This is a genomic window from Streptomyces sp. NPDC127068, assembly GCF_042724695.1.
Lineage (GTDB): Bacteria > Actinomycetota > Actinomycetes > Streptomycetales > Streptomycetaceae > Streptomyces.
In genome coordinates this window covers 22,570-43,291 of sequence record NZ_JBHXEN010000054.1, presented here as the reverse complement: position 1 = coordinate 43,291, position 20,722 = coordinate 22,570, and the positions used below count along the sequence as shown (strand labels likewise).

Below are 20,722 nucleotides of genomic sequence, written 5' to 3'. Positions count from 1 at the left end.
ACGCGTTCACTCACGGGGTGGTGATCACCCGTCCGGCATCGCCCCGTCCGGCGGCCGAACCGACCGTCGCGGCGGCCGGCACGGGCCGGTCGGCCTTGAGGGCGGACCAGAGCAGAGCGCCCTGGCGGGCCAGCGGCAGCACCCGGTTGGGGTCGGCCGGGTCGTAGGCGACCGGCAGGGTGATCATGTCGACGTCGTCGGCGCCGATGTCCTTCAGTCCGCCCGCGAACCCGGCGAGCTTGGTGACCGAGTCGAGCTCGGAGTCGGTGGTCAGGGCGCTGGTGGCGGCGTCGGCCACGTCGAACAGCTTCGTCGGGTTCGAGAAGAGTCCGATCCCGTCGATCCGGGCGATCAGGGACCGCAGGAACGCCTGCTGGAGCTGGATGCGCCCCAGGTCGCTGCCGTCGCCCACGCCGTGCCGGGTACGGACCAGGCCGAGGGCCTGCTCGCCGTCGAGGGTGTGGGTGCCGGCCGGCAGGCGCAGTCGGCTCTTCGGGTCGTCTATCGCCCGGGTGGTGGTGATCCGCACCCCGCCGAGGGTGTCGACCAGCTTCTTGAAGCCGGTGAAGTCCACCTCCACGTAGTGGTCCATCCGGATGCCGGACATCGCCTCGACGGTCTTGACCGTGCAGGACGGGCCGCCGACCTCGTAGGCCGCGTTGAACATCTGCGAGCGGGCCGCGGGCACGGTGCCGCCCCGGCCGTCGGCGCAGGCCGGACGGTCCACGAGGGTGTCCCGGGGGATCGAGACGACGCTCGCCGAGCGGTGCCCCCGGTGCACGTGGACGATCATCGCGGTGTCCGAGCGGGCGGCCCCGTCCTCGCGGCCGTAGGCGGCGTTGGCGCCGGAGCGCGAGTCGGAGCCGAGGACCAGCACGTCCATGGAGCCGTCGTCGCGGTCGCGGGGGCGGTCGGTCCCGAGCACGGCGTTGATGTCGATGCCCCGGATGTTGCCGTTGAGCTTGACGTACAGGTATCCGAGGCCGGAGCCGCCGAGGACGATCAGGCCAGCCGCCGTCCAGGCGGTGACGCGCAGCGCACGGTGGCGCCCGCCGCGGCGCCGGGGGCTGTTCCCGCCGGGCCCGGGGGCCTGGTCGTCCGTGCGCTCCTGGGGCATCGGCACCTCGGATCTCGGGCTCTGGGGTCCTCACCTCCAGGGTCGGCCCGCCGCCGGGCGTCCACCAGTCGGCCGAACACCGCGCCCCGGCCGCGCCGGGCACGGAGGGTGACCGTGCCGTGCGGCGGCTCAGCTGAGGAGGTCGTACCGCTGGAAGCCGCCGCCGATCCGGATCGGGGTCGCGAAGACGCCCCGCGAGGTCTTGCCGGTGCCCGGGTAGAGGAACAGGTTCCCGGCGCGCGAGCGGGCCAGGAAGTCCGGCCGGCCGTCGCCCGTCACGTCCCCGGGGGCCACCAGGGCGTTGTACCCGTGCCAGTCGCGGACGTGCCGTCGCGCCGCGAACGGTTCGGCGACCCGACCGGTGCCCGCGAGGAGGTACAGCTTGCCGTCCCGGGTGCGGGCGATCAGATCGGTCCGGCCGTCCCCGGTGAAGTCCCCGCGACCGCGGAGCGAGTTGTAGCCCCGGTAGCCGTCGCCCGCGCGCACCGGGCCCGCCAGCGAACCGTCGCCGTTGCCCGGGTGCACGTACAGCGTGCCGTCCGCGGTCACGGACAGCAGGTCGGGCAGCCGGTCGCCGGTTACGTCACCGGGGACGACGAGGAACTTCCGGTCCGCCCAGCCGCGGGCGATCGGGGTGTCCCGCCAGGGCCCGTTCGCGGACGTCCGGTACCGCCAGTGGACGGCCCCGTCCGCGGCCCGCCGCAGCACGAAGTCCTGCCGGCCGTCGCGGTTCAGGTCCGTCTGGAGCGCCACGTCGTACGCGCTCCACTCCCCCGGCAGGTCGGTGCGGGCGGCGAAGCCGCGCCCCTTCGACGGCAGGACGTGTGCCGCGCCACCGGCGCGCGTCCGCACGAAGACGTCGGCGCGCCCGTCCCGGTCGAGGTCGGTGTCGTCGACGCGGGGCCGGATCAGCGGCTGGTACGCGGAGACCTTGCTGAACACCTCGTAGGTGCCGGCGAGGTTGCACACCTGCTTGCCGCGGCTCGTGCCCCAGGACACCACCCCGACGACCTTGTTGCCGGTGACCAGGGGGCCGCCCGAGTCGCCGGGGCAGCCGGTCCGCCCGGTGACGTCGTCCCCCGTGCCGAGCTGGCCCGCACAGAGTACGCCGCCGTCCGTGCGGTACCCCGGGCCGAGGTTGACCCGGCACACCGGGTCGGCGTTGAGCGGCAGGGTGACCTTCTGGAGGAGCGGCGAGATCGTGGCCGTGTCCTCGTGCGAGGTGGTCAGGCCCCAGCCGTAGGCGATGGCGTTGCGCCCCGGCGCGTACAGGGCCGCGTCGTCGGGTCCGGCCAGCTCCAGCGTCGTCTGGGCGACCGGGCGGGCGAGGGTCAGCAGCGCCACGTCGTGCGCGAACTCCCGCGGGTCGTACTCCGGATGGGTCCAGGTGCGGACCACGTCCACCCGGCGGGCGTCGTTGGCGACCGTGACGCTGTGGTGGGTGCCGACGGCGACCTCGCCGAAGCGGTCCCAGTCTCGTTGTTCGCCGGTGCGGGGGTCGTCCAGGCAGTGCGCCGCGGTGAGGACCTTGTTCGGTGCGACGAGGGTGCCGCCGCAGACGAAGTGTTTGGCGCTGCGCTGGCCCGGGGGCGCGTACACCAGTTGCACCATCCAGGAGGCGGTGCTGTTGGTGCTGCCGATGACGCGCGGTGAGGGGGTCGCCTGCGGCGAGGGGGCCGGGGGCGTGGGTGTGGGGGTGGCGGTGACCGCGCCGGGCGGCGGTTTCACGACCTCGCCGGTCAACTCCGGGGGTTCGGGCGGGCCCGCGTGGGAGGTGACCGCGAAGACTCCGCAGCCCAGCAGTGCGAGCGTGGTTGCCACGGCTGGTAGTAGCCGTCCCACCCGGCTTCGGCGCCGGTCCTCGCTCTGTCCCGTCCCCACGTTGGCTCCCGCTCGTCGGTCCCTACAGCAACAGCCCGCCGATCCTATGCGCTGTCCCGTGCGGGTGCGCTGTGGTGTTGCGCAGTCCCCCGCGCCCCTATGGGGCGCCGCGTCTCGGGGATGGGGAGGAGTGCCCCGTTAGGGGCGCGGGGAACTGCGCAACAGCGCAGCGCACCTGTGCTGGACAGCGGAGGTCCACCGGGGCGTACCGGAAGGGCGCCACAGCGCAGCGCACCGCGCGGGAACGCGAAGGGCCCCGGAACCGCACGGGGCGGTGCCGGGGCCCTTCGCACACGACGGTCAGTCGTTGCCCGAAGACGGCGTGGTCTTCTGGATCTGGAGCAGGAACTCCGCGTTGGACTTCGTCTGCTTCATCTTGTCCAGGAGCAGCTCGATCGCCTGCTGCTGGTCCAGCGCGTGCAGCACCCGCCGCAGCTTCCAGACGACCCCCAACTCCTCACCGCTGAGCAGGATCTCCTCCTTGCGGGTGCCGGACGCGTCCACGTCCACCGCGGGGAAGATCCGCTTGTCGGCGAGCTTCCGGTCGAGCTTGAGCTCCATGTTGCCGGTGCCCTTGAACTCCTCGAAGATCACCTCGTCCATCCGCGAGCCGGTGTCGACCAGCGCGGTGGCCAGGATGGTCAGCGAGCCGCCGTCCTCGATGTTGCGCGCCGCACCGAAGAACCGCTTCGGCGGGTAGAGCGCGGTCGAGTCGACACCACCGGACAGGATGCGGCCGGAGGCCGGCGCCGCCAGGTTGTAGGCGCGGCCCAGGCGGGTGATGGAGTCGAGCAGCACGACCACGTCGTGACCCAGCTCGACCAGGCGCTTGGCGCGCTCGATGGCGAGTTCGGCGACGGTGGTGTGGTCCTCCGCGGGACGGTCGAAGGTCGAGGAGATGACCTCGCCCTTCACCGACCGCTGCATGTCGGTGACTTCCTCCGGACGCTCGTCGACGAGGACGACCATCAGGTGGCACTCGGGGTTGTTGTGCGTGATCGCGTTGGCGACCGCCTGCATGATCATGGTCTTGCCGGTCTTCGGCGGGGCCACGATCAGACCGCGCTGGCCCTTGCCGATCGGCGACACGAGGTCGATGATCCGCGTGGTCAGCACGCCCGGGTCGGTCTCCAGACGGAGCCGGTCCTGCGGGTAGAGCGGCGTCAGCTTGTTGAACTCCGGCCGGCCACGGCCGAGTTCGGGCGCCATGCCGTTGACGGAGTCCAGTCGGACCAGCGCGTTGAACTTCTCGCGGCGCTCGCCGTCCTTCGGCTGACGGACCGCACCGGTGATGTGGTCGCCCTTGCGCAGGCCGTTCTTGCGGACCTGGGCCAGCGACACGTACACGTCGTTGGGGCCGGGCAGGTACCCGGAGGTCCGGATGAAGGCGTAGTTGTCGAGGATGTCCAGGATGCCCGCAACGGGGATCAGGACGTCGTCCTCGTTGATCTGCGGCTCGACGCCACCGATCTCGTCACGGCCCCGACGTCCCCGACGGTCGCGGTAGCGGCCCCGACGGCCGCGGCGGCCACCGGCCTCGTCGTCGAAGTCGTCCTGCGGACCGCTGTTGACCCGGTCCTGACGCTCCTGGCGCTCCTGCCGGTCCTGGCGTTCCTGCCGGCCGCCCTGCTGCTGACGCTGCTGGTTGCCGCTCTGCTGCTGGCCCTGGTCGTCGCCCTTGCCGCGGCGGTCGCGGTCGCGGTCGCGGCCCCGGCGGTCCCGGCGGCCCCCGCGGCCCTCGGCCCCGTCCGCACCGCTGTCGCCGCCCTTGTCGGCGGACGGCTCGGCCTTAGCCTCGGCGGTGACGGTCTCGGGGCTCTGCGCCTCGGCGGTGGCGCGGCGCCGGCGGCGCTCGACGACGGGGGTGTCGTCGCTGGCGGGCTGACCGGGGATCTCGATCTGCTGCTGGGCAACGGCCTTGCGGGCGGGCGCCTCGGCGGTGGTCTTCGCGGACGCGGCGGCGGGCTCGGCGGCCGTACGGTCGGGCTGCGCCTCGGACTTGTCGGCCCGGGCGTCGGCGGCGGTGTCCTCACCGGTGCGGGCCTTGGAGGTGGCGCGGCGCTTCGGCTTGGTCTCGGCGGGGGCGTCAGCGCCCTTCGCCGGCGCGCCGGCACCGGCCTGGGCCTCCTTGATGACCTCGATCAGCTGGCTCTTGCGCATCCGCGCGGTGCCCCTGATGCCGAGGCCGGAGGCGACCTGCTGGAGTTCTGCCAGCACCATGCCCTCAAGGCCGGTGCCGCGACGGCGCCGCCCCGCAGAAGCACCGGTTGCGGACGCGGCGGAGGCGTCCGTGGCGGGCGCGGCAGCGGTGTCGACCGTGCTGTCGGCGCTCACGCCCATCAGATCGGTGGTGTCGCTCACGAAGGGTCCTTCCCTGGAGCGGGCGTCGGCCTGTCTGGCTCGGCGACCGGTTGTGCTGTCCGGCGTTGGTCCTTGTGGTGTGGACCGCGCCGGGGCGGTGGTCCGCCCAAAGCGGCGGAGGAGGTTGCTGATGAGTGGCGCTCCCCTGAGCCGTGCCACGGAGTTGCAGTGCCGCGCGGCTGGGTCGAGCCGGTTCCGGAGCGTTTAACGCAGACCGTTGCGTGCAGTGCACGTAACGGCTTGGGGGGCTCCCGGAAGAATGGTTGTCCCGGACGGGGACACGAAGCACCTCGTCATGGTGGGGTCGGGTGCAGACTTGAGATTAACACTACCGGACCCAACAAACATTCCCCCTCTCCACATCCGGCAAGCCGGTGTCAGTGCGCAAGCGGCAGCACGCTCGCTCCCGCTTGGTCCAGCGCGAGTCGGTTCGCGGCCCACCCCTCGCCGGCCAGTCGGGCGACCTTGTCGGCGACCTCGCCGTCGGCCAGCGCCAGGACCGTGGGGCCGGCGCCGGAGATCACCGCGGGGATGCCGTCCGCGCGCAGCCGCTCGACCAGGGCGGCGCTCTCCGGCATCGCCGGGGCGCGGTACTCCTGGTGCAGACGGTCCTCGGTGGCGGGCAGCAGCAGCTCGGGGCGCCTGGTCAGGGCCTCGACGAGGAGTGCGGCCCGGCCCGCGTTGGCGGCGGCGTCCACGTGCGGGACGGTGCGCGGCAGCAGTCCGCGGGCGGTTTCGGTGAGGACGGGCTTCCCGGGGACGAAAACCACCGGAACGATGGAATCGGCCGCGTCCATCCTGATCGCGCGGGCCGCGCCGCCGTCCATCCAGGACAGCGTGAAACCGCCGAGCAGGCAGGCGGCGACGTTGTCGGGGTGGCCCTCGATCTCGGTGGCGAGTTCCAGTAGGGCGTCGTCGTCGAGCTTGCTGTCGCCGCCTATGGTCACGGCCCGGGCGGCGACGATCCCGGCGCAGATCGCGGCGGACGAGGAACCGAGGCCCCGACCGTGCGGAATGCGGTTGGCGCAGACGACTTCCAGGCCGCGCGGCTGCCCTCCGAGCAGGTCGAACGCGGTGCGCATCGCGCGCACGAGCAGATGGCTCTCGTCGCGGGGGAGGGTCTCGCCGCCCTCGCCGGCGATGTCCACGTGCAGCCCGGAATCGGCCACCCGGACGACGACGTCGTCATAGAGCCCCAGCGAGAGGCCCAGGGCGTCGAAGCCCGGACCGAGATTGGCGCTGGTGGCGGGGACGCGCACCCGGACGGCGGCGGCGCGGAAGGCGGGACCGGCCATCGCTCGACGACTCTCCTTGAACTGCTGGATTCTCACAACGTGCAGGAACACCCTCTGGCCGCGTGGGGCGGCGCCGCGGCATATGCGGCGGACGGGTTCGGTACAGCCTATCGAAGGAAGGTTCCGTCGCGACATAGGGCGCACGGGAGGCGCACGATGCGTGTCGCAAGCCCCCCATGCATCCCCGAACCGGTGTAACCCGACGGTCGGTGCACTTCGTGCTCTCCCCCGGCCGGGGCACGGGGACGCGGCGGGTGCACCCGGGTGCCGCGGGGGCGCCGAAAACCGGCGGGAACCCGCCGCGCACCGCCGTCCGGACCGATGTCACGACCGTTCGACGGGCCCGCCGCCACGGCCGCACCGGCGAGCGCCCCCCTGTACGGGTCGGGGCGCCCACCGCCGTAGCCGTGGCTGCGGGACTGCGGCCGTGGCGTCGGGGCTCGCTCAGACCAGGCCGAGGCGCTGGGCTGCGATTTCCGCGTCGACGGGAACGGTCACCGGCTGCGGGGCCCCGGCGACGGCCCAGTCCGGGTCCTTGAGGCCGTTCCCGGTCACCGTGCAGACGATGGTCTGCCCCGGGTCGACCTTGCCCTGCTCGGCGGCCTTCAGCAGACCGGCGACCGAAGCGGCGGAGGCGGGCTCCACGAACACGCCCTCGCGCGAGGCCAACAGCTTGTAGGCGCGCAGGATCTCACGGTCCGTCACCTCGTCGATGAACCCGCCGGACTCCCGCTGCGCGGCGAGCGCGAGCTGCCAGGAGGCCGGGTTCCCGATCCGGATGGCGGTGGCGATGGTCGAGGGGTCCTTGACGATCTCGCCGCGCACGATGGGTGCGGAGCCGGACGCCTGGAACCCCCACATGCGGGGCGTCCGGGTCGACGGACCGTCGGCGGCGTACTCCCCGTACCCCTTCCAGTACGCGGTGATGTTCCCCGCGTTGCCGACCGGCAGCACATGGATGTCGGGGGCGTCACCGAGGGCGTCGACGATCTCGAAGGCCGCGGTCTTCTGGCCCTCGATGCGTACCGGGTTGACCGAATTGACCAGGGCCACCGGGTAGTTGTCGGACAGCGCCCGCGCCAGCGCGAGGCAGTCGTCGAAGTTCCCGTCGACCTGGAGGATCTTCGCCCCGTGCACCAGGGCCTGCCCCATCTTGCCGAGGGCGATCTTGCCGCGCGGCACGAGCACCGCACTGACCATGCCGGCGCGCACGGCGTAGGCCGCCGCGGAGGCGGAGGTGTTGCCGGTGGAGGCGCAGATGACGGCCTGCGCACCCTCCTCCTTGGCCCGGGTGATCGCCATGGTCATGCCGCGGTCCTTGAAGGACCCGGTCGGGTTGGCGCCCTCGACCTTGAGGTGCACCGAACAGCCCGTGCGCTCGGAGAGCAGCTGCGCCGGGACGAGCGGCGTGCCGCCCTCGCGGAGCGACACCACCTGCGTGCTCTCCGTGACCGGCAGCCGGTCCCGGTACTCCTCGATGATTCCGCGCCACTGGTGGGTCATTGCTGCTTACTCTCCTTCAACCCGCATGATGCTGGCGACACCCCGCACGGTGTCGAGTCGACGCAGCACCTCGACGGTGCCGCTGAGGGCGGCGTCGGGCGCGCGATGGGTGACGACGACGAGGGAGGCGTCCCCGTCCCCGTCCGGCCGTCCGTGCTGACGGACGGTGTCGATGGACACGCCGTGCTCGGCGAAGACCGTCGCGACCTGGGCGAGGACGCCCGGCTTGTCGGCCACGTCGAGGCTGATGTGGTACCGCGTGACGACGTCTCCCATCGGGCTGACGGGAAGGCGCGTGTACGAGGACTCGCCGGGGCCGGTGGCCTCGCCGAGCTTGTTGCGGCAGACGGCGACCAGGTCGCCGAGCACGGCCGACGCGGTGGGCGCGCCGCCCGCACCGGGGCCGTAGAACATCAGCTGACCGGCGGCTTCGGACTCCACGAAGACCGCGTTGTACGCACCGCGCACGGAGGCCAGCGGATGGCTGAGCGGGATCATCGCGGGGTGCACCCGTGCGGTGACGGAACCCCCGTCGGCGGCGCGCTCGCAGATGGCGAGCAGCTTGATGGTGCAGCCCATCTGGGTGGCGGACGCGAAGTCGGCGGCGGTCACCTCGGTCATGCCCTCGCGGTACACGTCGTCGAGGCGGACCCGGGTGTGGAAGGCGATCCCGGCGAGGATGGCGGCCTTGGCGGCGGCGTCGAAGCCCTCGACGTCGGCGGTCGGGTCGGCCTCCGCGTAACCGAGCGCGGTGGCCTCGTCGAGGGCCTCCTGGTAGCCGGCGCCGGTGGAGTCCATCTTGTCGAGGATGAAGTTGGTGGTGCCGTTGACGATGCCGAGCACCCGGTTGACCTTGTCGCCGGCGAGCGACTCGCGCAGCGGCCGGATCAGCGGGATCGCCCCGGCGACGGCGGCCTCGTAGTAGAGGTCGCGGCCGTGCCGCTCGGCGGCGGCGTGCAGGGCGGCGCCGTCCTGGGCGAGCAGCGCCTTGTTCGCGGAGACCACGGACGCACCGTGCTCGAAGGCGGTCAGGATCAGCGCGCGGGCGGGCTCGATGCCGCCGATGACCTCGATGGCGACGTCGATGTCACCGCGTTTGACGAGAGCGGTGGCATCGGTGGTGACCAGCGCGGGATCGATCCCGGCACGGACCTTGGAGGGCCGACGGACGGCGACCCCGGCGAGCTCCACGGGAGCGCCGATCCGGGCCGCGAGGTCGTCGGCGTGCGTCGTCATGATGCGCGCCACCTCTGAGCCGACTACCCCACAGCCCAGCAGCGCCACCTTCAGCGGACGCGTACGCATCATCCGACCTCGCTTCTCGTACATCTACGGTTGGTCCAGTCTCACTCACCGGACGGGAGTTTCTGCCCGTTGTCCGCATCATGAGACATCAATTTCACGGGACGCGGCACCCCGGACGCAGATCTTTCGGCGTCCGGGGTGCCGCACCCCACCGGTGGTGACCGACGTCACGCACCACCGGACTCCGGGCGCGGCCCGTCAGCCGACGTCGAGCCGCAGCAGGTCCTCCTCCGTCTCCCGGCGGACGATCACCCGCGCCGCACCGTCCGCGACGGCGACGACCGGCGGGCGGAGCACGTGGTTGTAGTTGCTGGCCATGGACCGGCAGTAGGCGCCGGTGGCCGGCACGGCGATGAGGTCGCCGGGCGCGAGGTCGGCGGGCAGGAACGCGTCCCGCACGACGATGTCGCCGCTCTCGCAATGCTTGCCGACGACCCGCGACAGCATCGGTTCGGCGTCGGACGTCCGGGACACCAGCGACACGCTGTACTCGGCGTCGTACAGCGCCGTGCGGATGTTGTCCGACATGCCGCCGTCCACGGAGACGTAGGTGCGCAGCCCGTCGAGCGGCTTGACCGTGCCGACCTCGTACAGCGTGAACGTCGTGGGGCCGGCGATCGCACGGCCCGGCTCGACGGAGATCCGGGGCGTGCGCAGCGCGGCGGCCTCGCACTCGCGGCCGACGATCTCGCGCAGCGCCCCGGCGATCTCGTGCGGCTCGCGGGGGTCGTCGGCGGAGGTGTACGCGATGCCGAGCCCGCCGCCGAGGTCGATCTCGGGCAGTTCGACGCCGTGCTCGTCGCGCACCGCGGCGAGCAGCTGGACCACCCGGCGGGCCGCCACCTCGAAGCCGGCCATGTCGAAGATCTGCGATCCGATGTGCGAGTGGATGCCGACGAGTTCGAGCCCGTCGAGCTTCAGCACCCGCCGCACGGCCTCGGCGGCCTGGCCGCCGGCCAGCGCGATGCCGAACTTCTGGTCCTCGTGGGCGGTGGCGATGAACTCGTGGGTGTGGGCCTCGACCCCGACGGTGACGCGGATCTGCACCCGCTGGCGCACCCCGAGCCGGTCGGCGGCGTGCGCGACCCGCACGATCTCCGCGAAGGAGTCGAGGACGATCCGGCCCACCCCGGCGGTGATCGCCCGCTCGATCTCCTCGGTCGACTTGTTGTTGCCGTGGAAGGCGATGCGCTCGGCGGGCATCCCCGCGGACAGGGCGGTGGCGAGCTCGCCGCCCGAACACACGTCGAGGTTCAGGCCCTCCTCGTGGAGCCAGCGCACGACGGCCCGGGACAGGAACGCCTTGCCCGCGTAGAACACGTCGGCGTCGGTGCCGAAGGCGTCCCGCCAGGCCCGTGCGCGGGCCCGGAAGTCACTCTCGTCCAGCACGTAGGCGGGGGTCCCGAACTCCTCGGCCAGCCGGGTGACCGGGAGCCCGCCGACGGTCAGCACCCCGTCCGCGTCCCGCTCGATGGTACGGGCCCACACCTTGCCGTCGACGGCGTTCAGGTCGGTGGGCGGGGCGGCGTAGTGGCCCTCGGGGAGGACATCGGCGTGACGGGGCCCGGCGGGGTGGGCGGAACGGCTCATGTCTGCGTGGCTTCTCTCAGATCTCAGAGGTGTTCGGGTGCGTCGATGCCGAGCAGGGTGAGGCCACCGGCGAGCACCGTCCCGGCGGCTTCGGCGAGCGCGAGCCGGGCGCGGTGGGCGGCCGAGGGTTTCTCGTCCCCGACGGGCAGCACCGGGCACTCGGCCTGGAACCGCAGGAAGCCGTCGGCGAGGTCCACGAGGTACCGCGCGAGGCGGTCGGGTGCGCGGTGTCCGGCGGCGACGGTGAGGACGCGGGGGTACGCGGCCAGCGCGTCGCTCAGCGCCCGCGCGGCAGGGGCATCCACGCCGCCCGCGCCGGTCCACTCCCCCGGTTCCGCGGAGAACCCCAGGTCACGGGCGTTGCGGCGCAGGGCGTGCGTACGGGCGTGGGCGTACTGGACCCGGAACAGCGGGTTGCCCTCGCGGCGCGACAGGTGGTCGGCGGGGTCCTTGGGCGCGTCGTGCGGGGCGGGGTGCAGCAACGCCCACCGCAGGGCGGCGACGGCGGGCAGGTCCCCGGCCGCGGGCTCCCGGACCCCGCGGGCGGGCACGGGGCGCAGCACGGTACCCGTGGTCGCGCGGACCGTTCGGAGGCCTTGGCTGGCGAGGAGCCGTTCCACCGTCTCGGCGACGATGCGGGCCCGGAGCTCGTCCGGGACGGCGAGCGCGACGGCCGGCCCGGCGGGGGTACGGGGTGTGGCGGGGGCGGCGCTCCGCGGCCCGAGGTGTCCGTAGCACTTGCCCTCGGCCAGGACGCGGGCGACGAGGTCGCGGTCGCCGTGCGCGGTGCGGTCGAGGGTGAGGTTCAGGAACCCCGGCCCGGTGATCTCGACCCGGGCGACGCCCTGTTCGTCCAGCAGGCGTCGGCGGATGACCTCGGCGACCTGGGGCGCGGGGCGGCCGGCCGGCCGGGCGAGTTGGAGGGCGACGTTCGTGGCGTAGTCGCCGCTGCCGCCGGGCCGGGACGGTTCGACCACGACCCGCCCGGGCAGTGCCTCCCCGTCGACGGTCAGTTCCCCGGCGTCCACGGCGCACCGCACGGCGTGCAGCACGGTTCGGGACAGCTCGGCGGGGGTCACGCGACCAGAGTAGGGGAGGGGGGCGCACGCACGCTCAGGGGTTTCGGGGTGTGGGACGGCACGGTCGTGGGGTGCGTGGCGCAGGGCGGTCGTGGGGTGCGGGTCACCCGCTGTGGGGTGCAGGTGGCCCGCCGTGGCGTGCCCGCGCCGGGTCGTTACTCGTGCTCTCCGCCGACGGGGGCGGGTTCGGGCTCCTCGGGTTCGGCGTCCCGCTCCGGCCCGGTTCCGTGGTTCCGGCCGAGCAGGCTCCGGACGATGCCGACGAGTTCGCCGGGCTCGAACGGTTTGGAGAGGAAGGCGTCGACCCCCGCGTCGAGGCCGCTCTCCACCTCGTGCGGGGTGCAGGCGCTGACGATCATGAGCGGGAGCTGGGCGGTACGGGGGTCCGCCCGCAACCTGGCCGCGGTCCGCAAGCCGTCGAGACGGGGCATCACCACGTCCAGGGTGATCACGTCGGGGCGCACCTCGTGCACGATGTCCAGGCATTCGGCACCATCAGCCGCGGTCACGACCTCGAACCCCTCCAGTTCGAGATTGACCCTGATCAGCTGCCGGATGACCTTGTTGTCGTCCACAACAAGCACCCGGCCCGAGGCGCCTGGCACATGTCGAGAGTAGGTCGGCGACGACGGTCGCGTCCGGCTTTTCCCCACTTCCACCCCACCGGGGTACACGATCCCGTCCACGGGCCCTCCGCGACCCCCGTCGGGGCACCGAAACCCGTTCAGGACCACCCGGCCTGAGCTGGTAGGGTTCTACCCGTCGCCGCCACTACGGCGAGCGACACCGCCCCCGTAGCTCAGGGGATAGAGCAACGGCCTCCGGAGCCGTGTGCGCAGGTTCGAATCCTGCCGGGGGCACTTCGCGAGAAGTGCCAAAGAAGCCCCTGATATGCAGAAATGCACATCGGGGGCTTTCTTGTTTCATGCCGAAGGGACTACGGCCCCTGTGTGTTGCCCATGGGGTGACGGGGCCGAGTCCCGCGGCCGTAGGGGCGGTGAGAGATCCGGTCCCTGCGCGACCGCACGGTCACCGGCTGGCTCGCCTGGCCCGCGCAGACGACTGGCGCGTGATCACCTCCGGGGCCACCCTCGTCGAAGTGGTCCGTCCCCGTATCAATCACCCGGCTCTCCAGTGGACGCTCGCCCGCCTGGTCATCGAACCGCTCACCGAGCCCCTCGCCCACTGGCCCCGTCCCTCCGCCCACGGGACCGCGTACGGGGCCAGTGGCCGGAACCGTACCCCGGTGCAAGGCCCGCCGGCCCCGGCGGCCAGCGGTGATGCGCGGGCCGGAGTGCTCCCGGCACCGTGCTCGCCAGCCGCTTCCCGTAGTCCGCCCACAGCGACCCGGGTCGATTGTCAGTGATCGCCGCTAACGTTCCGCTTGTCGTCGCAGTGATGCCGGCAACTCCCGGCTGAACTGTGCATTCTTCTTGCTGTCTTGACGCGTGAGGCGGGGATCGTGGGTTGGCTGTCGGCGGGTGACGGGTACGAAGTCGCCCTGGTGGAAGGACGAGTGGCAGCACGTGCCACTTCGGGTCGGGCGGCGGGACGGCAGCTGAAGTCCCTGCCGCGCGCCCTCAAGGACCACCCCGAGGTGGACCGGCTGCGGCGGTTCGCGGAGTGGCTGGATCGGCATGCTGCGGGATGTGTCGCGCAGGTGGACTCCTGGATGGTGTCGTCGCTGCCCGTGCCCACCGGCCTGCTGGCCCGGGTGTGGCCGGACGAGGCCTGGCAGTCGGCCCTGCGCGACCTGGCCGTGGTCGGCGACGACCCCGACGAGGTCGGCCTCCTGCGGGGCACCACCGAGGACGGTGAACTGCGGTTGGTGAACCTCGACGGCGAGACCGTCCGCCTCTCCCCGCGCACGGTGACCCTGCCGCACCCGGTCCTGCTGCCCGACCTCGACGACATCCGGGAGTTCGCCGCGGAGCTGGGCGTCGTCCAGCGCGTCGAGCAGATCCACCGGGCGACCTGGCAGCGGCCCGGCGACCTCGACCCCAAGGCCACGGAGATACGCGAGTTCGCCGGCGGCTCCTTCCGCTCCCGCTTCGCCCTCGCCGCGCGGGCGACGTCCCTGGGCTACCGCGTCTCGGGCGGCTACGCCACGGCCCGGGTGCGGGACGGCGGACGCACCGTCGAGGCCTCCGTGTGGATCGGGGAGCCGTACTGGGAGGACTCGGTGGAGACCGGTGGCCTCACCTGGAACGGCCCGGACGGCCGTGCTGTGCCGCTGCACGAGGTGGGCCCGGTGGCCTGGTCGGAGGGGATGCGGATGGCCGCGGCCCTGTACGCCGGGCGGAACGTCGAGAAGGGCAAGGACGCATGAGCGGGGGGACGCAGGTGTCGTACGAGGACATGCTCGCGGCGGGCGCGGTGCTGCCGCCGGACACGCGGGACGCGGGCGAGCGGGCCGTTGCGCTGACGGCGCGCAGCTACCGCCACCCGGGGCTCGACGACCGGGTGGTGGTGCGGCTGGTGGCCGGTGAGCTGGGCGCGGCGGAGGACCTCGCCGCCGGTTTCCTCGGCCTGGAGCAGGACGGGGAACCGGCCGTCGTGGGTCTGGGGCTGCGCCAGTCGCTGGGCTTCCCGGAGTGGGTGCTGGTGCACCACCCCGCGGACGGGCACCACGCGCTCGGCGTCGTACCGGACCTGGAGCGGGCGGCCCGGCAGGCGAAGTCCCGGCCCAAGGCCGCCATGGACGCCTACGCGGAACTCGGCGCGCAGCTGGCGGCCTCCGTCCCGCACTTCCTGCCGACGTTCTACGAGCAGGCGGCCCGGGTCTTCCTCGCCGAGGAGAGCACCACCTACGCGGCCCAGTTGTTCACCCGGGCCCGCAAGGCCGAGGCGGAGCACGGGCTGGTCATCGAGGAGGACCGCCTGGACGCGGTGTTCCTCGAATTCGCCCTGGCGGGCGCGCTGCCGGTGAAGGTGCTGTCCGCCTACGGCAGGGAGCTGGCCGCCCGGGTGCCGGCCGAGGAGGCGCTGCGGCGCTTCACCCGGCTGTGTCTGCGCCGCACGGCGGGCGGCCTCCCGCCGTCCGCGCAAATGGCGGGCGACCTGCGCAAGCTGGCCCGCGCCGCCGGCCGGGACGCCGACCTCGCCGAGCAGGAGTACCTCGCCGAACTCCTCGACCTGCCGGCCACCGTGCGGGCCGCGGCCGGCTGGTGGAAGGGCCACCGGACCGCGCTGGTGGCGCTGGCCTCCCGGGACCGGCGGGTACGCGGCACCTTGCTGGACATGGTCCCGGCGGGCCACGACGACGAGCTGCCCGCGCTGTGGCTCAAGGTGCTGGAGGACTCCGGCGCCCTTGCGGGCCTGTGGGACGCCTCGCTGCCCGAGGAGGAGCGACCGCAGGACGGCACGGCGGGCTGGCTGGGACGTTTCCTGATCTTCCGTGAGCGGGCGCGCTCCTGGCGTGGCTCGACCCGGATGCCCGAGCTGTACCGGCTGGTGGAGCGGATCGTGGACCGCCTGCGGGCCGAGCTCCGCACGTCCGGCGGCGCGTTGCGGGTCACGCACGACATCGACCTGATCGACCTGCTGCTGTCCCTGGACGTGCCGGTGGCCGCGCCGGGGCCGAACGACGCCCTGCCGCTGACCCCCTGGGCGCAGGGGGAGGGACATCGGGAGCTGCTGTTCCTGGGCGCCGACGCCCGGTTCCACGACGCCTTCCTGAAGGGCGCCGACCAGTTCGGCAACCACGAGGGCCCGCTGCGGGCCATCCGGCTGCTGGCCGCGTCCCCCGGCGGTCGCCCGCTGCTGGCCCGATGGGTCGCGGCGGCCGTCGAACGCTTCACCGTGGCCGGTCTGCCCCAGTTGCCCGGCGCGCTGGACCGGCTGAAGTGGCTGCCCTCCGAGGCGCTGGCGCTCGCCGAGGACCAGGTGCGCGAGGCCGTCGCCACCGATCTCGCCCCCGTACTGATACGCACCCTGCGGGCCGGAATCTTCGACGAACTCGGCTGGCCCGCCTGGGAGGAGGCGGTGGCCGACCTCGTACCGAAGTCCCAGGTGGAGGACCTGATCGTGGCCGACGCCTGGCCCCACCTCGTGGTCGCCGGCACGACCCAGGCCCGGGTGATCGGCGCCGAGGGCACCCTGCTCGCCCACGACCTGCGCATCCCCGCGGGCGGGCGCCACGGCGACCCGGGCTTCCACCACGTCGACGGCGAACTCCTCGTCTACTGGAACAGCAGCAGCGGCCTGCGCGGTTACTGGCACGGCCGGGCCGACCGTATCGAGGCCCTGGAGGGCCCGCGCTCCACCCGCGGCACCGAAATGGACTGGTACAGGAGCAACTTCCCGATCACCCTGCCGCTGCCCGGCGGCGGCCGGACCACCGGCCGGGGTGTCGTGCACGCGGGCGACACCACCGTGCCCGAGGAGAGCCCGCTGCTCTTCGACGGCTCCTCCTACTGGGTGTGGCACGCGGACGCCGAGGACCGCGCGGCGCACGGCTGGTACGAGTACGACCCGGTCACCGGCGACCGCGGCCGGATGAGCCGGCCCGCCTTCTTCGCCGACGCGCTGCGGGACGCCCCCGAGGGCAGCAGCCTCGCGGGCGGCCGGCTGCGCCCCTCCCCCACGGCCGGCGCCGGCCCCGCCTGCGCGCCCGTGGACGGACTCGTCGGCCTGCGCAGGCTGACGCTCCCGGACGGTTCCACGCGGGTCGAGGACCTCGCCGGGCACACCCTCACGCTCCCGGCCGCGGCCGGTCTGCCGCACACGCTGGTGCTGTTCCCCGGCGCCGAGCGGCCCACCGCGGTCGTGCGCAACGGTTGGCAGCTCGACCTCGTGGACGCGGAGGGCGTCGTCACCGCCTGGGCGAAGACCGACCGCACGGCGGGCCCCTTCGGCGAGGGCACCCTCCTCCTGCCGCCGGTGCAGTACTGGGAGTTCCTGACCCCACGCGACCCGGAAGGCTCGGCGGGGCTGCGGCGCATCGACCGCGACACCGCCGCCGCCCTGTTGACGGCCGCCACCGACAAGAACACCGAGGCGCTGCCCGGCGCGATCCGCGCCCTGCTGTCCATCACCCACCCCGCCCTGCTGAAGGGCATCGCCTCGGTCGTGCGCTACGCGGCGGCCCAGCAGGACGTCCTGGACGCGGCGGCCACCCGGCTGACCCGGGCCCTGGAGGACGGCCCGGTGGACGAGGGCCCGGCCGGTCCTGCGGACCTGCTGCTGCGCGACGCGACGAGCGGTTTCGGTGCGTCGAGCGGCTACTGGTGGAACCGCGACGAGCGGGCCGACACCGTCTTCCGCACCCTGCGCACACTGACCCGCGCCGCCGAGGCCACCGACACGGGGCCGGGTCGGGCCGACGGCCGGCTGCATCTCGACGGACCGGAACTGCCCCTCGGCAGGCCGGAGTTGTCCACCCTGATCGCCCGGATGTCGGCTGTCGCCTACCGGGCCGCCGCCGGCACCACCACCGACGAGCACCGCGAGGCGCTGCGGCACCTCCTCACCGCGTTCGACCGCTTGGGGATGGGCGGGCCCGAAGAGTCCGACCGCTGGCGGGCGGTGACCCTGCGCCTGGACGCGCAGCTGCTGCGCAGTGCCTCGGGCGGCGGGCGGGAGGGCTCCTGGAACGGCCTGCTGCCGCTGACGGACGGCGCCTTCGTCGCGATGACCGCACACGGGTCCCTCGGCGACGACGGCTGCGACTTCACCGGCTTCTTCCACGACCCCGCGGGCCGGTTCGCCGCGCCGGAGCCCTACCAGGTGCTGTCCTGCGATCCGATCGGCCGGGGCGAACACCGGGTCCGGCTCGGGGAGTTCCTGGCCGAGCTCGCCGCGCGCGGTCCCGCGCCGTGGTTCCCCGCGGCTGCCGAGGAGTTCGCCCGGCTGACCGGCACCACCGAGACGATGGCCCGGCTCGTCGTTGCCGGACTGCCGCGGGTCGACGCCTACGCGCGGACCTTCCTCACCACCGAGGCCCGCAACACCATCGGGGTGAAGGCCGCTCCCGCGGCGGTCGCCAAGGACGAACTGGGCACCGTCGACAGCGCCGTGCGCGCCGCGGTCGTGGCGGCGCTGCTGCCCACCGACCCGGCCCGGCTGTGGACCGAGGGCCCGGACGTGGCCGCGGGTGCCGCCGTCTGGAACGCCCGGATCGGCAGACGTCCCGCCGTGCCCGAGGAACTCCTCGGCGACGCCTCCCGCGCCCTCAAGCACTCGGTGTGGCCCGTACGGGAAGCCCTGCCCGCACTGTTGGACCCGGCAGCGGCCCCGCAGCTCGCCCGGGATCTGCGCTGGGAGGTCAACGGCGACCGGGTGCGGCCCGTCGGCGACGAAGCCGGGTTCACCGTGTCGACCCTGGTCAGCACGGTGGCCCTCACGGCCTGGCTCGCCCACCGGCTGCCCGCGGGCGACCCGGTCCGCGCCGCGCTGCCGGCCGCGTTCACCGCCGTGCGGGCACGGCTGGCGGCCCCCGGCCTCCTGCTCGACCTCGGCCGCTACATCAACCTCCCCGAGTTCCGGAAGGCCGCGGGTGCGCCCACCGAGACCGGCCCGGGGTTCGAGCGCTACGGTGCCGTCGTCCTCGCCACCCACGACGACCAGCCCGCCCCGGGCATCCGCGTCGACCTCCTCGACGAGGCCGGCCAAGACCCCCATCTGCCCGCCACGCGCGTCGACGGCCACCCGTACCCGGCCGAGGTCGCCCTGCGGCTGCTGTCCGACCCGCGTTTCGCGGCCCTCCTCGCCGACCCCGGAGACCCGGTCGGGGGCGAGGGCGACCAGGCCGGCACCTGGTGGCCGCAGGACCCGGGCCGCTCCGTGCCCGACCTGGTCACCGAGGCAGCCAAGGAGCACGGGCTCGGCGAGGACGCGGCCACGCTGTACCTGATGCTGCTCGCCATGCCCGACCCGACCGACCGGACCACCGCCCGGTGGACGGGCTGGAAGCCGGCCCGGCTCAAGGCGGCCCGTGCCGAACTGGCCGCCACCGACCTCGTGGTCCAGGCCACCCGGACCAGGGCCGGCCGCTCCCTCTTCCTGCCCGGCGGCTGGGCCGAGCAGCCGGCGCCCCGGGTCCCGCTGGAGCGCTGGAAGCTGCCGCTGTTCGACGTGGTCCACGGCGAACACGTCTCGTTCGGTGTGATCGTGCCGACGGAACCGGTCGCCGACCTGTACCGCAGGGCCTGGCAGCGGGTCCTCGACGGCGACGCGCCCCGGTTCGAGGAGCTGAAGGTGCGGCGGGGCCGCCGCCGCTGACCGACACGAGGCGCCGCCATCGGCGGACGTCGTGCCGGGGGCACCGGACACCACCGGTGCCCCCGGCCCCGCCCGACTCCCCCGCCCGTCGACGATCACCGGATCTTCGACGCCGACCCGACCTACCCAGCAAGGACATCCATGCCCCTCACCCAGACGGCGACGGCACTTCCGCCCCGGCAGACGCTGCCCGCCGAAGAGCGTCACGCCACGGAACTCGCCTTCCTCGCCGCCCATGACGAAGGCCCGCGTCCGCCCGGCTGGCTGCTGACGCCCCGCTCCGTCATCACCTTCGTCTGCGGCAGCGCCGGCGATCCCCTCCGCCTGCCCGAGCCCCACGGGACGCTGCCCCGCCAGCTCGTCATCGCCCCGAAGTTCGTCGGCGAACGCGCCCTGGTGGAACGGTGCGTGGTCACGCTCGCCGGCGAACGCGGTCTGCTGCTGGTGGGCGAGCCGGGCACGGCCAAGTCGCTGCTCTCGGAGCTGCTGTCGGCGGCCGTCTGCGGCACCAGCGCACTGACCGTGCAGGGCACCGCGGGCACCACCGAGGACGCCCTGCGCTACGGCTGGAACTACGCCCTCCTCCTGGCCCAAGGACCCACTGCCCAAGCCCTGGTGGACTCGCCGGTCCTCAGCGCGATGCGCTCGGGGCGGGTGGCGCGCGTCGAGGAGATCACCCGCTGCCTGCCCGAGGTGCAGGACGCGCTCGTCTCGATCCTCTCCGACCGCAGGATGAGCGTGCCCGAGCTGTCCGGCACCGCCGAGGCCCAGGTGGCCGCCGCTGCCGGGTTCACCGTCATCGCCACCGCCAACCTGCGCGACCGCGGCGTGTCGGAGATGTCCGCCGCGCTCAAGCGCCGCTTCAACTTCGAGACGGTGCTCCCGATCCCGGACGTCGAGGCCGAGACCGCGCTCGTCAAGCGGCAGGCCGTCGCGGCCGTCGAACGGGCGGGCGCGGCCTTCGCCGTCGACGACGCGGTGCTCGACGTCCTGGTGACCGTCTTCCGGGACCTGCGGGCCGGGCGCTCGGCCGAGGGCTGGGACGTGGAGCGGCCCGGCACGGTGATGTCCACCGCGGAGGCGGTGCAGGTCGCCGTCTCCCTCGGGGTGTCCGCCGCCTATCTGCCCGCCGGGGACTGTCTGGACCTGGTCCCCGGTCATCTGCTGGGCGTGGTCCGCAAGGACGATCCCGGTGACCACGCGCGCCTGTTGGGGTACTGGGACGGCCCCGTGCGCCGCCGCGCCGAGGACGGTTCGCCGACCTGGCGCCGCCTGTGGGACCTGCGGGAGAACCTCCGGTGACACGCGCTCAGGAACCGGAGGCCGCACCCGTCCAGGACTCGCGGGCGACTCCCGTGGCGGATCCGCGG

The 20,722-nt window shown here is 73.6% G+C and carries 12 protein-coding genes, 1 tRNA gene and 1 pseudogene; 5 read left to right on the top strand and 9 right to left on the bottom strand.

Annotated features, from left to right (window positions below):
* Positions 1-10 precede the first annotated feature (10 nt).
* The 9 genes from ACFWIA_RS28215 to ACFWIA_RS28175 form a co-directional block, all read right to left on the bottom strand.
* Positions 11-1,117, bottom strand: coding sequence for an LCP family protein (locus ACFWIA_RS28215; protein ID WP_387009859.1), 1,107 nt, complete (start codon positions 1,115-1,117; stop codon positions 11-13).
* Between the two features lie 129 nt (positions 1,118-1,246).
* Positions 1,247-2,938: a trypsin-like serine protease gene (locus ACFWIA_RS28210; protein WP_387009857.1), complete on the bottom strand. Its 1,692-nt coding sequence runs from the start codon at positions 2,936-2,938 to the stop codon at positions 1,247-1,249.
* A 360-nt stretch (positions 2,939-3,298) separates the two neighbouring features.
* Positions 3,299-5,359 carry a transcription termination factor Rho gene (gene rho / locus ACFWIA_RS28205; protein ID WP_387009855.1) on the bottom strand — a complete coding sequence of 687 codons (2,061 nt, stop codon included), beginning with the start codon at positions 5,357-5,359 and terminating at the stop codon, positions 3,299-3,301.
* Between the two features lie 377 nt (positions 5,360-5,736).
* Positions 5,737-6,654, bottom strand: coding sequence for a homoserine kinase (gene thrB, locus ACFWIA_RS28200; RefSeq protein WP_387009853.1), 918 nt, complete (start codon positions 6,652-6,654; stop codon positions 5,737-5,739).
* 444 nt (positions 6,655-7,098) lie between these two features.
* A complete protein-coding gene (gene thrC / locus ACFWIA_RS28195; protein WP_387009851.1) occupies positions 7,099-8,157 on the bottom strand; it encodes a threonine synthase in 1,059 nt (352 codons plus the stop codon).
* Positions 8,158-8,163: 6 nt separating this feature from the next.
* Positions 8,164-9,465: a homoserine dehydrogenase gene (locus ACFWIA_RS28190; RefSeq protein ID WP_387009887.1), complete on the bottom strand. Its 1,302-nt coding sequence runs from the start codon at positions 9,463-9,465 to the stop codon at positions 8,164-8,166.
* Positions 9,466-9,660: 195 nt separating this feature from the next.
* Positions 9,661-11,052: a diaminopimelate decarboxylase gene (gene lysA, locus ACFWIA_RS28185; protein WP_387009849.1), complete on the bottom strand. Its 1,392-nt coding sequence runs from the start codon at positions 11,050-11,052 to the stop codon at positions 9,661-9,663.
* Positions 11,053-11,075: 23 nt separating this feature from the next.
* A complete protein-coding gene (gene nrtL, locus ACFWIA_RS28180) occupies positions 11,076-12,131 on the bottom strand; it encodes an ArgS-related anticodon-binding protein NrtL (protein WP_387009847.1) in 1,056 nt (351 codons plus the stop codon).
* 155 nt (positions 12,132-12,286) lie between these two features.
* The gene (locus tag ACFWIA_RS28175) at positions 12,287-12,736 is read right to left on the bottom strand and encodes a response regulator (protein WP_387009845.1); all 450 of its coding nucleotides are present in this window, start codon (positions 12,734-12,736) and stop codon (positions 12,287-12,289) included.
* A 183-nt stretch (positions 12,737-12,919) separates the two neighbouring features.
* Here ACFWIA_RS28175 and ACFWIA_RS28170 point away from each other — a divergent pair.
* The 5 genes and pseudogenes from ACFWIA_RS28170 to ACFWIA_RS28150 all read left to right on the top strand — a co-directional run bounded on the left by ACFWIA_RS28170 (position 12,920) and on the right by ACFWIA_RS28150 (position 20,654).
* A tRNA-Arg gene (locus tag ACFWIA_RS28170) sits at positions 12,920-12,991 on the top strand.
* A gap of 144 nt (positions 12,992-13,135) precedes the next feature.
* Positions 13,136-13,314 (top strand): annotated as a pseudogene (locus ACFWIA_RS28165) (DNA-binding protein); the annotation flags it as partial.
* 279 nt (positions 13,315-13,593) lie between these two features.
* Positions 13,594-14,460: a DUF4132 domain-containing protein gene (locus tag ACFWIA_RS28160; RefSeq protein WP_387009885.1), complete on the top strand. Its 867-nt coding sequence runs from the start codon at positions 13,594-13,596 to the stop codon at positions 14,458-14,460.
* Positions 14,457-19,352 (top strand): DNA-binding protein, encoded by a 4,896-nt coding sequence (locus ACFWIA_RS28155; RefSeq protein ID WP_387009843.1) that lies wholly within the window; start codon positions 14,457-14,459, stop codon positions 19,350-19,352. The genes ACFWIA_RS28160 and ACFWIA_RS28155 overlap by 4 nt, the downstream gene beginning before the upstream one ends.
* Positions 19,353-19,493: 141 nt before the next feature.
* On the top strand, positions 19,494-20,654 hold the full coding sequence (locus ACFWIA_RS28150) for an AAA family ATPase (RefSeq protein WP_387009841.1): 1,161 nt from the start codon (positions 19,494-19,496) through the stop codon (positions 20,652-20,654).
* The last annotated feature ends 68 nt before the right edge of the window (positions 20,655-20,722 follow it).